The 12,927-nt window shown below is 50.2% G+C and carries 9 protein-coding genes and 1 other RNA gene; 6 read left to right on the top strand and 4 right to left on the bottom strand.

All coding sequences use genetic code 11. The features are described from left to right. Window positions 1–119 precede the first annotated feature (119 nt). From B7992_RS03515 to B7992_RS03505, 3 genes are all read left to right on the top strand, one after another. Window positions 120–1,181 carry an SDR family oxidoreductase gene (locus B7992_RS03515; protein WP_088665574.1) on the top strand — a complete coding sequence of 354 codons (1,062 nt, stop codon included), beginning with the start codon at window positions 120–122 and terminating at the stop codon, window positions 1,179–1,181. A gap of 175 nt (window positions 1,182–1,356) precedes the next feature. Then, window positions 1,357–1,716, top strand: a transfer-messenger RNA (tmRNA) gene (ssrA, locus tag B7992_RS03510). Window positions 1,717–1,970: 254 nt separating this feature from the next. Continuing rightward, complete coding sequence (locus B7992_RS03505; protein WP_073158219.1) at window positions 1,971–2,780, top strand: hypothetical protein; 810 nt, start codon at window positions 1,971–1,973, stop codon at window positions 2,778–2,780. 481 nt (window positions 2,781–3,261) lie between these two features. Here the strand turns inward: B7992_RS03505 and B7992_RS03500 are convergent, their stop codons facing one another. Continuing rightward, on the bottom strand, window positions 3,262–4,146 hold the full coding sequence (locus B7992_RS03500; RefSeq protein WP_073234952.1) for a phosphoribosylaminoimidazolesuccinocarboxamide synthase: 885 nt from the start codon (window positions 4,144–4,146) through the stop codon (window positions 3,262–3,264). Between the two features lie 161 nt (window positions 4,147–4,307). Between B7992_RS03500 and B7992_RS03495 the strand changes: the two genes are divergently transcribed. Genes B7992_RS03495 through B7992_RS03485 form a run of 3 tightly spaced genes read left to right on the top strand, consistent with a single transcriptional unit; the run spans window position 4,308 to window position 7,330 of the window. Continuing rightward, window positions 4,308–5,855 carry a hypothetical protein gene (locus tag B7992_RS03495; RefSeq protein WP_088665573.1) on the top strand — a complete coding sequence of 516 codons (1,548 nt, stop codon included), beginning with the start codon at window positions 4,308–4,310 and terminating at the stop codon, window positions 5,853–5,855. A gap of 34 nt (window positions 5,856–5,889) precedes the next feature. Next, on the top strand, window positions 5,890–6,480 hold the full coding sequence (locus B7992_RS03490; protein WP_141100351.1) for a hypothetical protein: 591 nt from the start codon (window positions 5,890–5,892) through the stop codon (window positions 6,478–6,480). A 58-nt stretch (window positions 6,481–6,538) separates the two neighbouring features. Then, window positions 6,539–7,330 carry an SIMPL domain-containing protein gene (locus tag B7992_RS03485; RefSeq protein ID WP_073234960.1) on the top strand — a complete coding sequence of 264 codons (792 nt, stop codon included), beginning with the start codon at window positions 6,539–6,541 and terminating at the stop codon, window positions 7,328–7,330. Between the two features lie 187 nt (window positions 7,331–7,517). Here the strand turns inward: B7992_RS03485 and tnpA are convergent, their stop codons facing one another. The 3 genes from tnpA to B7992_RS03470 all read right to left on the bottom strand — a co-directional run bounded on the left by tnpA (window position 7,518) and on the right by B7992_RS03470 (window position 12,927). Continuing rightward, complete coding sequence (tnpA, locus tag B7992_RS03480; protein ID WP_088665571.1) at window positions 7,518–7,955, bottom strand: IS200/IS605 family transposase; 438 nt, start codon at window positions 7,953–7,955, stop codon at window positions 7,518–7,520. Between the two features lie 194 nt (window positions 7,956–8,149). Further along, window positions 8,150–11,296, bottom strand: a complete 3,147-nt coding sequence (locus B7992_RS03475) for a GH116 family glycosyl hydrolase (protein ID WP_073158463.1) — start codon at window positions 11,294–11,296, stop codon at window positions 8,150–8,152. A gap of 203 nt (window positions 11,297–11,499) precedes the next feature. After that, window positions 11,500–12,927 (bottom strand): NADH-quinone oxidoreductase subunit N, encoded by a 1,428-nt coding sequence (locus B7992_RS03470; protein ID WP_073158233.1) that lies wholly within the window; start codon window positions 12,925–12,927, stop codon window positions 11,500–11,502.

The following is a 12,927-nucleotide window of genomic DNA, read 5'->3' as shown; positions in this document are numbered from 1 at the left end:
ATGAGGTCGGCACTTCGTGCCTAGAGGTATGAGGCAAATTTTCTCCATAGATACCTCATACCCCAAAGCTCCCCTGTAAGGGGAGCGACCTCTCACCTGAACTTTAACAAACTCATATTATGCGTGCACTTTTTATTGGCGGAACGGGGACCATCAGCATGGCCATTACTCGCCTGGCTGTGGAACTGGGATGGGAAATCTATTTGCTGAATCGCGGAAATAGAAACGCCGCGGATTTGCCTATGGCTGTGTTGGCGGACGGAACTCCCGCAATAAAGCAGATTACCGCTGACATTTACGATGAAGCTGAAGTGGCTTCTAAAATTGCGGACTTGCAGTTCGATGTGGTTTGCGATTTTATTGCCTTCCATTACAGCGCCCTGGAACGTGACTACCGACTGTTCAAGAACAAGACCAAGCAGTTCATGTACATCAGTTCCGCCAGTGCCTACCAGAAGCCTCTTTCTGACTACCGCATTAACGAGGGAACTCCTTTGGCTAACCCTTACTGGGAATACTCCCGTAACAAGATTGCGGGGGAGGAGTACCTGATGAAAATGTACCGCGAAGAAGGTTTCCCCATTACCATCGTGCGCCCCAGCCATACCTACGACGAACGCAAGATTCCTCTGGGCGTTCACGGCAAGAAGGGAAGCTGGCAGGTGGCCAAGCGCATACTTGAAGGTAAACCTGTAATTATTCACGGAGACGGAACCAGCCTCTGGACCATGACCCACAACAGCGATTTCGCCAAGGGCTTCGTGGGACTGATGGGAAACATTCACGCCATCGGCGAAAGCTTCCAGATTACCAGCGATGAAACCGTCACTTGGAATCAGGTGTACCAGAGCATTGCCAATGTGCTGGGCGTAGAACTGAAGGCGGTCCATGTGGCATCTGAGTTCCTGGCCGCTGTGGGGGGCCCGTTTGGCTATGACTTTACGGGAAGCCTCCTTGGTGACAAGGCCAATTCCGTGGTTTTCGACAATTCCAAACTGAAGAAGGCTGTGCCTGGTTTCTGCGCCACCACACGCTTTGATCAGGGAATCCGCAAGACCATCGAGAATGTACTGACCCATCCGGAATTGCAGGAAGAGGACCCGGAATTCGACGAATGGTGCGACAAGGTAATTGAGGCTATGGAACGGACGAAGAAAAGCATATTGCAAAGCAAGTCCTAGCCGCGCCAAGGGTTGGCATGCCCGTTTAAGCGAATATTTTACTATATTTGAGATACCTTGAGAGGAGGTTTTCAACTCTCTGGGTCCCCCAACGGGGGTGCTTTCTGTCCTTTGGACAGTAGCACCTGCGGCTCGGTCATGAAAATGAACAAGTTCATTTTCGCGACACTCACCTGGGGGTGCTTTGGTTTCGACAGGGTTACTGAAGTGTTAGTTGCAAGCCGGGGTCTCAGACGAGGGCACCCGTAAAAAAGTCTGAAAAAAAATAAGTGCTGAAGAAAACTACGCACTCGCAGCCTAATTAGCGGCTACGCCGGGCCTCGACTCACTCCCATTGGGTAGTACGTCCGGACGCAATATGGGATGGGGGACTGTAATGCCTGGGTGCAGTTCCCGAGATTTACTAGGCTGGTCAAAGTTCGCGCCGACCTTCTTGGGCGTGGATTAGACGAGATCTCAAATGCGAAGGGAAAGCTTGTAGGAATGGACAGGGATGAAATCTTGGACAGGGGTTCGACTCCCCTCACCTCCACTAAAAAAGGCCTCGCTTTAAAAAGCGAGGTCTTTTTCATATACAAACAGCGCTAGGTGATTTGCAGATTACAGCTCGGGCTGCTTGCCGGTTGCATAATGAATCGGTTATGGGGTTCTCTCTTGACATCTTTTTTTAGATGTGTATATTGCTGCTGGAATGTGAAGCCCGACGTAAGGAATGGTATTCCTGGATTCTCGTTGATTTCACTGTTATTATATGTTTTAACAGTTTTTTAGGGGAAAAGGAATTTACTCATGAGTCAACTCTCTGTTGATTGTGTTTTGCCGGCTGTTGAAAAACGTTTGGCGGAATTGAATTTGTATGCGGAACGTCTTCGTAAAAAGTTAAAGAGGGCCCCCGCGGGAAGGCTTCGTCTTGGGAAAAGCAATGGAGCTGTTCAATATTTTTGGGTGAAATCAAATAAAAAATCGGAAGGCGAGTACATCTCAAAGGAGAAACTTGCTCAGGTGAGGTCTCTTGCGCAGAAACGCTATGATGAGCAAATGTTGAAGGAGATTTTGGATGAAATCAAGGTCCTTGAACTTGTTCGGAAACGGTATCATCCATCGACTTTGGAAAAAATCTATTCATCGATGGGCCATGATAGGATGTCGCTTGTGGAACCGGCTGTGTTGCAAGAGGATGCTTTTGCAGAGCGTTGGCTTTCGGTCCCTTATGAGGGGAAGGCGTTTTTGGAAGATTCGGCTGAACAGGTGACTTCTTCGGGAATTCGGGTTCGGTCAAAGTCCGAAGCGATTATTGCAGAGACTTTGAATCGTCTTGGAGTTCCGTTTCGCTACGAATGTCCGCTAAATATGGGGGCGGAATCTTGCTGGTATCCTGATTTTACTTGCTTGAATATGCGAACCCGTGAGGAATTTTTGTGGGAACATTTCGGCTTGATGGACAAACCTGATTATGTGCAGGGATTTGTTTCCAAGGTTGTCAAACTTAGTTCCAAAGGGTTTGATGTGGGGCGAAACTTGATTATTTCGGTGGAAAATTTAAACCATCCAATGACTCCGGCTTATGCGGAACGGTTAATCAAGCGCTTTTTACTTTGAAAAAGGGGGCTTTTACTAACTAAGTTGGCGAAATAGTCTGGTTTGATTAGTAAAAATCCGTTTTTTTGGAGTGTGCTGAGTGCCGGTGAAAATAAAACTACTAACCAAAAAGAATGGAAATCAATTTTGGTTAGTATCTTTCCCTGACTGGATATAAAAATCTTTACGAATAAACTAAAATACTACTAACCAAATCTATGGGGAGGGAGTGTTTGGTAAGTAGGCGTTTGGGATACTACCTACCAAATGTGCAAAAAACTCAATTTGGTTAGTAAAATTATCGTTGGCCCAAGGTTTAATCCGTGTCCCCGTCAAAAAAGAAAAAGACCTGTCATGACAGATCTTTTTCATAAGTCAATGCCGATTGGATTCGGCCTGACTTCTGGAATTACAGTTCCGGCTGCTTGCCAGTGAGACGTACGTGTCATCCCGGACTTGATCCGGGATCGTCCTGTTGATTTTTCAACAGGACAAATTTTTGTTAGAGTTCGGGCTGTTTTCCTGTGAGTCTAACAAAAATTTCGATGTACTTGTCGAGAGTGTTCTTCACGACGTCTGCCGGAATTTCGGGACCCGGATAGCACTTGCCCCAGTCCAGAGTTTCCAGCCAGTCACGGATGTACTGCTTGTCGAAACTTTCCTGGTTCTTGCCGACCTGGTACTTGTCTGCAGGCCAGTAGCGGCTGGAGTCCGGAGTCAGAACTTCGTCGATAAGAACGGTTTCGCCGTCGATTTCGCCAAATTCGAACTTGGTGTCTGCCAGGATGATGCCCTTGGATGCGGCGTAGTCGCGAGCCTTGGTGTAGATGTCCAGGGACATGTTCTTCAGGTCGGTTGCAACCTTTTCGCCAACGATTTCGAAGGTCTGTTCGAAGCTGATGTTTTCGTCGTGGCCTACATCCGGCTTGGTGCTGGGGGTGTAGAGAGCGTTTTCAAGCTTGTCGCAGAGCTGCAGGTTGGAGGGGAGCACATGACCGCAAATGCGACCAGTCTTCTGATAATCCTTCCAGCCGGAACCCACGATGTAACCGCGGACGATGCATTCCACGGAATGACGGTGAGCCTTCTTCACGATCATGGAGCGACCGCGGAGGTAGTCGGCGTGCTTCTTCAGCACTTCCGGATATTCGTCCACGTTTGCAGTGATCAGGTGATTCTTCATGCCAAGCTGCTTGAACCAGAACAGAGAGAGCTGGTTCAGGATCTTGCCCTTACCCGGAATGGGGGTGGGGAGAACCACGTCAAAGGCGGAAAGACGGTCGCTAGCAACCATCAGGAAGCTGTCGCCCAGGTCGTACATATCACGTACCTTACCCTGGTGGAACAGCGGGACTTCAGTAATCGGGGTTTCGAATTTTAAGCTCATAGTAGCCATAATTTAGTAAAACGGCCGTTTTTTGTTTAGTGATTAAAATCTTAAGTTGCTCCTTAAAATTGAAATGTCTTAAGACAAACCATGGATGTTGTTTGACAAGATTGCGGAAAAAACTAATTTTGGGCCATCAAGTACTACCGTAAGGTTTTTGTATGAACAAGAAAAGTATATTGGCTGTGTCTACTCTGGCTTTTTTGGGCCTGCTAGGTTTAAACGCCTGTTCTGATGACGGTAGCTCCTCCACCGGGGCTGAAAATGGCGAAGAAACCATCGTTTCCAGCGAATCATCTGACGAAAAACCTGCTAGTTCCGACGTTGCAAAAAATTCATCAAGTTCCTCTGTTGGTAATCAGCAGAAGAAATCTTCCTCCAGCGCAAAGGAAGAATCTCCCAAAAGTTCTGCAAAGGAAATAGAATCTTCTGTAAGCGAAACTGAAAATGCTAAAAGTTCCGCAGAAGAACAGTCATCTAGCTCTGCCGAGGTCAAGGAATCGTCTAGTTCCAGCACTCCCGCTGTGGAACACTCCCCGGCATTCAAGGAAGACTTCCGTAGTGAATGCACCATTGGTGAAATTCCCACTTCCCTGAAAAACGCTAAATTGCCTGACCCGTTTAAGACTTTGGCTGGTACCCGAATTTCCACCAAGGCTGAATGGAAGTGCCGCCGTGAAGAAATTGGCGCCATGTACGAAAAGATTATGTACGGTGACAAGCCTCGTAACCCTGAAAAGGTGGAAGGCAAACTTGCAGGAAGCACATTTTACGTGACCGTAAGCGACAAGGGAAATACAGCTTCCTTTGCTGTGGTCATCGATAATGCCGGTACCAAGGATAATCCGAAGCCCGCCATGATTGGCTTTGGCGGTGGCTTTATGGGCAATACCTGTGGAAGTCTGGGAGAATCACTCGATGGACTTGATATTGCCCAGATTATTTTTAACCCCGATAACGTGGCTCCCGAAAGTAATCGTGGAAGCGGCAAGTTCTACGACATTTACGGATCCAATGCCAGCGCCGGTACCATCATGGCCTGGGCATGGGGCGTTAGCCGCTTGATTGACGCTCTTGAAAAATATCCGGAAGCCGGTATCGATGTCAAGCGTCTTGGTATTACCGGTTGTTCTCGCTGGGGTAAGGGGGCTTTGGCCGTTGGCGCCTTCGATACCCGTATCGCCCTCACCATTCCCCAGGAATCCGGTTCCGGTGGCGCCTCCCTCTGGCGCGTTGGCGCACAGGTCAATAAGCAGAAGGGTAAGCAGTTTGTTCAGGGCCTGAACAGTGCCGGTTCCGAAGGCAACTGGATGAAGACCACCTTCAAGAACTACGACGGTCGCGAAAACACTCTGCCCTTCGACCAGCACATGCTTGTGGCTATGGTGGCTCCTCGTCCCTTGCTGATCATTGACAATGCCGGCCAGGAATGGCTTGGCGAAGTTCCCTCCAACTATTGTGGCCAGGCTTCCAAGGAAGTGTACGACGCTCTTGGCGCAAGCGACAACTATACCTATAGTCAGGAAGGCGGCCACGCTCACTGTGCACTGCCTAATGGACAGTTTGACGAAGTCAAGGACTTCATCAACAAGTTCCTGGTTGGTAAGGAAGGTATCAAGACCGGTAAGATCGACTACACCAAGAATTCTGAGTTGATCAAGTGGAATAAGTCCGAGTGGATCGACTGGGAAACTCCAGACTTGAATTAGCTTGGATGTGGATGCAATTTGTATATTGTATTCCATGAAGTTTGTACAAGTAGCATTTTTTTCCCTATTGGCCGTTTCTCTAGTTTTTGGTCAGAAGGCTCCGACGAAAGCCGCTCCTATTGACCCCAAGGCGTCTGCGCCCACTCCTGCGACGACCATGCCCGCTTTTGAAATTACCGAAGAGGATATGGCCATGATCCGTATGCTCTTGAATAATGAAATGTTCAAGAACTCCTTTGCGGAACAGTGTACGGCAGAATCCGCAACACTTCTCGGGGCGGAACAGGCTGCCAAGTCCTGCAATTGCGCCTATGACGGACTGATCAAGAATGACAAGCTGCTTTATGCCTTGGCCACAACCGATAACGACGACGGATTTGACAAGTGGGGCTTTGATGTAATTGAACCCTGCTTGCCGGAGAAGTTTACAGCCGAAATGGGAAAGGCTTTCGTGAACCAGTGCGTCGCCGAAAGTGGTGAGGCCGCCCGCAGCGTCTGTGAATGTACCTACAAGGAAATTACCAAAAAGTATACTGTAAAATCCCTGGTGAAGTCCGCTTTCGAAAATCCCGAAAAAATGCAGATGGATCTGGTGATGATCGCTGGCGGGTGCGCCTTGAAATAATATTTTTTTCTGCAAATTGAGAACGTTATATTTTTAATTAAAAAAGGTTGGGTGATTCATGTCTCAAAAATTTTCATATCTGGTTATTGTGGCCTTGGCTGTCCTGTGTTTCATTCTTGTGAACCAGAAGAGTGCTGCCGATAATACAGTCCCTGTTGCGGTGCCGGGAAATGCTCCTGTCAACACTCAGATGGTAACGCCGTCCATCGAAGTGAATGCCACGGAATTCAAGAAATTCCAGGCGAATCAGTTTGTGGTTTACGCCTCCATTCAGATGGCCAACAGAGACAAGAGCGTTCTTTCTCAGCAGATGGGGGAACGTCGCAATAAGATTTTTGCCATTGCGAAAGAACTGGAAATTCCCGAGAGTGACGTTCAGCAGAACAGCGTTGAACTCCGTAAGGAATGGTCCTATCGCGAAGGCGTTCGCAAGTTTGTTCAATATAACGGCACTCAGAATTTTTCCATTACCGTAGACGATAAGCAGAACGCTGCTAACCTGGTGGAAGCCTTGTCTATCGAGTTTGATATTGATGTGGGCCGTACCATCGCCACGCTGAAGAATACGGATTCTCTGCAGAAGTCCATCGTCGATGCCGCCGGCAAGAAGGCCATGGAAAAGGCTGCTATGTATGCAGGCAGCGTTGGTGCCAAGCTGGGCAAGATCATCAATATCGGTACCGGCTATAGTGACGGTGTGGTTATGCATGATGCCGGCGATGTGATGCTTTTGTCTAACGGTCCCATGATGAAGGGCGCCCGCTTAAACCGTTCCGCCGACATGAACGCCATTGCTGATTCCGTAACGCTTTCCGCAGAAATCAGGTTGGTGGTAGAAATCAAGCAGTAGCTTATTTCGGCTCTTGTCTTTTTTAACTCCTCTGCGTTTGCGGGGGAGTTTTTTTATAACGCAAAAAAGTGACCCGCCGGCGGTTCTTCATATACGGGCGTAGCCCTACGATACTAGCGGCGTGCAAGGGCACGCACGGTAAACTGCCACCTGCAAGGGTCCTTACTAGGCCGCCCGTAAACGGGCACTAACCGCCAAACATTGACTGTTGCTCGCCCAGTTTGTCGTCCTCCAACTGTTGCTGAATATACGCCTTGATACGATCTGCGTTTTTACCAGCCGTATCAACGTAGTAACCACGGCACCAAAAGACCCTGTTTCGGTACCTATTCTTCAGTTCCGGGATGATGTCAAACAATTCAAGACTGCTCTTTCCTTTCAAATATCCCATAAAACTCGCAACAGAGAGTTTCGGCGGTATGGCAACCAGCATGTGGACGTGGTCCGGACAGACTTCGGCCTCAATTATCTCAACATCTTTCCATTCGCACAATTTTCTAAGGATTTTTCCGACGATCTCTCGTTTCTGATTGTAGAGAATCTTCCTTCTGTACTTAGGCGCGAACACAATATGGTACTTGCAATTCCATGTGGTATGAGCAGTCGATTTATTTCTATCATTCATTTTATATCCTTTGATTTTATTGTGATGCAGCTTGCAGACCGCATTTCAATATTAATCAAAGGATTTCTTTCTCCCATGACCGCCAGAAGGCTTTTACGGAACTACCGGCCTAGCCGGTAGTTTTCTTTATACAAAAAAGAAGCGCCTGAAACCAGACGCTTCTTGAATTTCCTTTAGGAAAAATGGGCTTACTCTTACTTGTACAGCAGAGCGAAAACCATGCCCGGACGGAAGTACTTACCGGCGGTGTACTTCAGAGCGGTGCTGTGCATGAGGGTGAACAGCTTTTCTGCGTCAACCTTTGCATCCTTGGCGATGGCGCCGTAAGCCTTGGTGAAGGCGGCCACGTTGCGGGGGAGCTTGGGGCTGATGCGAGAGTCGGCGAGGAGAGCACCCTTAGCGAGGAGAGCCTTGTGCATCTTGTCTGCAGCGGCCTGAGACAAACCGAAGTTTGCGACCAGGGCAGCAGCGTGGAGGCGGCAAGAACCGTTAAAGCCTTCCGGTGCTGCAAAGGGAACCTTTGCTTCGTCGTAGAGGTTACGGGTCATGGAATCGCCAAGGTCAGCGGCTTCCTTCACGAGGCCGTGCATCATGCAAGCGGTCATGACGCTGTACTGAATACCGATCCAAACGTCGTGAGCCTGGAAGTTGAATTCATCCAGCGGGCTGCCATCCTTGTGAACAAGGTTTGCGGCACCGATCAGCGGGCTGTTTGCCTTGTAGTTGGTGTTGAAGACCTTCAGGAGGTTCTTCTTGGCCTTGTTTGCATCGCAGATGGGCTTCAGGTCCAGCATGCGCAGGTAGGTGTCTGCCAGGAGGGTGTCAACAAAAACGTCGTCGCAATCGTTAGCAACCTTCTTTTCCCAAGAGGCGTTGAAGGCTTCCTTGCACTGAGCGGTGAGCCATGCCTTCTTGAGGCCGCGGAGTTCGGACTTGGAAAGTTCGACGTCAGACGGAATTTCGCCAGAATTCAGCCAGGCATTGATTGCTGCAACGCCAGCCTTGGGGCATTCGGGCAGTTCAATGGATTCCTTGACAGCTTCACGAAGTTCTGCATACTTTTCGGTATTGATGTCCTTCAGTTCCATGGGGGTAACGAAGAAGTGGTAGTAACCTTCGTTTTCGTCCCACAGGGCTTCGTCGAATTCCTTGTTGGCGGCGATGGACTTTTCGTTCCACTTGGCAGCCTGTTCCTTGTCGCCCAGGAGTTCTGCGATCTTTGCTGCTGCGCGGAGGCCAGCAATCCAGAGAGAACCGCAGTAAACGGAAATACCGTGAGAGCTGAGGTTGTCGAAGGTATCGTCGGTACCGTGAGTCAGCGGGAAGTTTTCGCCTTCATTCACCATCTTTTCAAGATATTCCATGGCGGCGTAGACAGCTTCCTTACAGTCGGCCAGGCACTGCATGTCCTGAGTCTTGTGGAAGTGACGGAGTACCATCAAAACGTACTTGGGAGCCAGATCCTTCCATTCCTTAACGTTGTGCCAGTCGTAGGCATCCGGTTCTGCATCGAAGGGGCTGCCAAGGTCATGAATCACGGCGCCGCGAACAGCGCGGGGGCCTTCCAGCTTCGGATCCGGAAGATCGGCAAAGGGCAGGTTCACGTATTCGTGATGACGACGGCGGTTTTCGTTAACAGCGAGAATGGCGTCACCGAAACGCTTCATCACAACACCGTCCAGGCGGGGCATGAGAGCCAGCAGGCTGAAGCTGCCGTAGAAGTAAACGTCCAGAGAGTTGAAGAAGGGATAGTCTGCACATTCACGAACCAGGAAGCGATCGTCCTTGTCCCAAACGGTGGCTTCGGCCAGGAAGCTGAGGGTGTTGATGGCGAGGCTCTTGAATTCAACCTGCTTCTTGGCTTCCTTGTAGATCTTAGCGACCTTGGCCTTGGGAACCAGAGCTTCGAATGCCTTGAGACGTGCGTCGAAAGTCTTGTCTGCTGCCAGGGCTTCTTCCAGGATAGCGCCTACGCGGCCGAATGCTTCGGGGTAGAAGGCGGTGTACTTCTTCTGGCTGGTGAGCTTTACAAGCTTGATTTCGGGGAAGTCCAGAACGGTGTTGAACTGGAAGGAAACCTTCTGCTTGGGCTTGAGAACGACGGTCACGGCGATGGCGCCTGCGATAGTTTCACGACCGCTGTAGACGTTCTTCACGAAAGTGTTGGAGAGACGACCGCTCTGGAGTGCTGCCTTAACGGTAGCGGCTGCGTCGTCCTGATAGAACATGGGCTTTACGGAAACGTTCAGGTTGTCCTTCTTGTTCCATGCCACAGAGATGCCCATGCAGCCGTTGAAATCGCTAGCGGGCTGTTGTTCTTCGTTGTAGAATTCGATACCTCGAACCTGGCGACCATCGGCAACTTCCTTGTCGAACTGAACTGCCTTGGGATTCTTGGCCATGGGAACCAGGACGAAGCTGGAGTCCTGAACACCCTGACGATCCTTACGGGCATAGTAGCCGCAGAGGCTGTCCTGCACCTGGACCAAAGTCACTTCACGAGTTTCCTTGGTGGTGTTTTCCAGAGTGAACACGGTTGCGCTAACCGGCAGGCTGGAGAGGCGTTCATCACCCGGAGTCACGTAGCTAGACTGGGTCTTGGTAATCTGGACGCCCTTGCCTTCGTACTTGGTTTCGCTAACGGGGTAGAGTGCGGTGTACTGCATCTTGGATGCATCGTAACCTTCCTGACCCAGGAAAGTGGTATCGTCTGCCCATGCGGCAGTCAATGCGCCCTGACGAGCGATCTTTTCGCCAACAACGCCATCGAAGAAATCAATGACAACGGCACGGTTTACTTCTTCAACCTTTGCGCCCTTCTTGGAAAGAATTGCAGCGGTGCGGTCGCTCCATTGGATGTGCCAGCGTTCGAAAGCGGCGGAGTTGTTGTTCAGGAATTCCTTGTCAGAAAGAATCTTGTTCAGCTTGGATTCTGCCTTCTTCTGGTCGGCCAGGTCGGCTGCGGTGAAGAGGGCTGCACCCTTGGCGTCAACCAGGGCGAACTTGCCCAGGTAGGTGGTGAATGCTGCAAAGTTGTGGATGGCCAGAGCAGCCTTGTCGCTGATGACTGCTTCACGGAAGAAGAAGTTGTTGAAGCGGAGGTCGGAAGCCTTTTCGGTGCGAACCTGAACACCCGGCATCACGTTCATTACGGGAGTGGTGCCTGCGGGAGTTGCAGTAAAGGTGGAACCAATGCCGCCCACTGCGATACCGGTGGTAGACGGAGTGGTAGAAAGCGGGGTATACCAGGGCTGGATGAATTCCACGGCGAGACCCGGGGTCATAAGCTTCTGGACGGAACCGGCCATCTTGGCGCCGGCAAGGTATTCTTTAGTGCTCATATAGATTTCCATTGAATGGAGGGTTAAAATTTTTTCGAAAATAAAAATAGCATTTTTAAAACCGCAGACCATAAGGAAAGCGACGAAAGTGTTTACAACTGTTCATAGTGTTTGAACGTTTTGACTGCGAAATAAAAAAAACGAGCCCAAAAAAAAGGCCCCTAGATTTTCTAGGAGCCTTTTCATCATGTTCTCTTTTCAGGTTAGAATGTAAAACCTGCGAACACATTATTACTGATGAAGGGCAACACACCAATGAGGATTACGGTCGCTGTCAGGGCGATGATCACCCAGCGCTGACGCTTGGTCATACGGAGGGGGCTCAGGTTATCGTCGGCTTCATCTGCCCAGGCACTCTTGATGACCTGCAGGTAGTAGAACAAAGCAAGAACGTTGTTCAAAACGGCGAACACTACAATGCCATAATGGCCGGTAGATGCACCGCTAAAGAACAGGTGGAACTTGCCGAAGAAACCTGCAAGGGGAGGAATGCCTGCCAGGCTAAACATGGCTACTGCCAGGGCTACCGCCAGGGGGGTATTCTGCTTGGAGAGACCGCGGAGGCTGTCGAAGTTTTCTTCGCGGTAGTGTCCGATGATGGCGAAAACGAAGAATGCCAGGTAGTTTGCGACGGTGTAGACAAACAGGTAGTAGATGATGGCTGTCTTTGCCAATTCTCCGTTACCCAGCAAGGCGACCATGATGTAACCGGCCTGGGCGATGGAACTGTATGCCATGAAGCGACGGAGGCGAGTCTGCTTTAGGGCTCCCAGGTTTCCTACAAACAGGGTGATTCCTGCAAGCAGGGCGATGAGGGGGGCAATCTGTTCGCGGATCGGAGCCAGGGGGCCATACACCAGCACCACCAGGAATGCGATTGCTGTTGCCTTGGAGGTTACGGAAAGCACCGCGGTAACGGGGGTGGGGGCGCCTTCGTAAACATCGGGGGCCCAGGTGTAGAAGGGGAACAGGGTCAGCTTGAAGCCGATGCCGCAGAATAGGAACAGCACGGCGATCCAAAGCAATGCGTTGGGTGTGCTTGCTGCGCTCTGGATGGCGTCAAAGCGGATGTTTCCTGCAAAACCGTACAAGTAGCTGAATCCGAAGAGTTCAAAGGCTGTTGCCACGGAACCCATCAGTATGTACTTGGTTGCGGCTTCGGATCCGAACTGGTCGCGTTTATTCCATGCGGTCAAGGCATACATGGGGATGGTTGCGATTTCGAGACCCAGGAAGAATGTGAGCAAGTCGCTGGCGGAAATAACCGTGATTCCACCGAAAGTGGCAAAGACGATGGTTCCAATGAACTCAGCCAGCTGGCGCATGGCCGGTTTGCCGTCTCCACCATGATCGAAGTAATCCTTGGAAAGCCATACCCCGAGAATGGCGCTGAGTACCAGTACTTCACGCATGAGGGTGCCGAAATCATCCACACGCCAGTTGCTGATGAAGAACTTTGCGCTTGCCAGGGGGATGGTGTTCAGCAGGATGAAAATCAGAACCAGGCCGATGTTGGCAACGCGCCAGGGAATCTTGGAATTTTCATTGACGAACAGTCTGCTACCGATGACGAGGAAGGGGAGCAGCAAAAGCAACAAGTCGGGAATAACGTAATTCGGAATGTAAGTCAT

Source organism: Fibrobacter sp. UWH1 (assembly GCF_002210365.1).
GTDB lineage: Bacteria > Fibrobacterota > Fibrobacteria > Fibrobacterales > Fibrobacteraceae > Fibrobacter.
The sequence above is the reverse complement of the archived record's forward strand: the minus strand, read 5'-3'. Positions and strand labels throughout refer to the sequence as shown.

Bases quoted from the DNA above. Each gene is read 5' to 3' on its own strand.
- B7992_RS03490 (WP_141100351.1), top strand. From the start codon at position 5,890: ATGAAGTTTGTACAAGTAGCATTTTTTTCCCTATTGGCCGTTTCTCTA.
- B7992_RS03475 (WP_073158463.1), bottom strand. From the start codon at position 11,296: ATGAGCACTAAAGAATACCTTGCCGGCGCCAAGATGGCCGGTTCCGTC.
- tnpA (WP_088665571.1), bottom strand. From the start codon at position 7,955: ATGAATGATAGAAATAAATCGACTGCTCATACCACATGGAATTGCAAG.
- B7992_RS03505 (WP_073158219.1), top strand. From the start codon at position 1,971: ATGAGTCAACTCTCTGTTGATTGTGTTTTGCCGGCTGTTGAAAAACGT.
- B7992_RS03470 (WP_073158233.1), bottom strand. From the start codon at position 12,927: ATGACTTACATTCCGAATTACGTTATTCCCGACTTGTTGCTTTTGCTG.
- B7992_RS03515 (WP_088665574.1), top strand. From the start codon at position 120: ATGCGTGCACTTTTTATTGGCGGAACGGGGACCATCAGCATGGCCATT.
- B7992_RS03495 (WP_088665573.1), top strand. From the start codon at position 4,308: ATGAACAAGAAAAGTATATTGGCTGTGTCTACTCTGGCTTTTTTGGGC.
- B7992_RS03485 (WP_073234960.1), top strand. From the start codon at position 6,539: ATGTCTCAAAAATTTTCATATCTGGTTATTGTGGCCTTGGCTGTCCTG.
- B7992_RS03500 (WP_073234952.1), bottom strand. From the start codon at position 4,146: ATGAGCTTAAAATTCGAAACCCCGATTACTGAAGTCCCGCTGTTCCAC.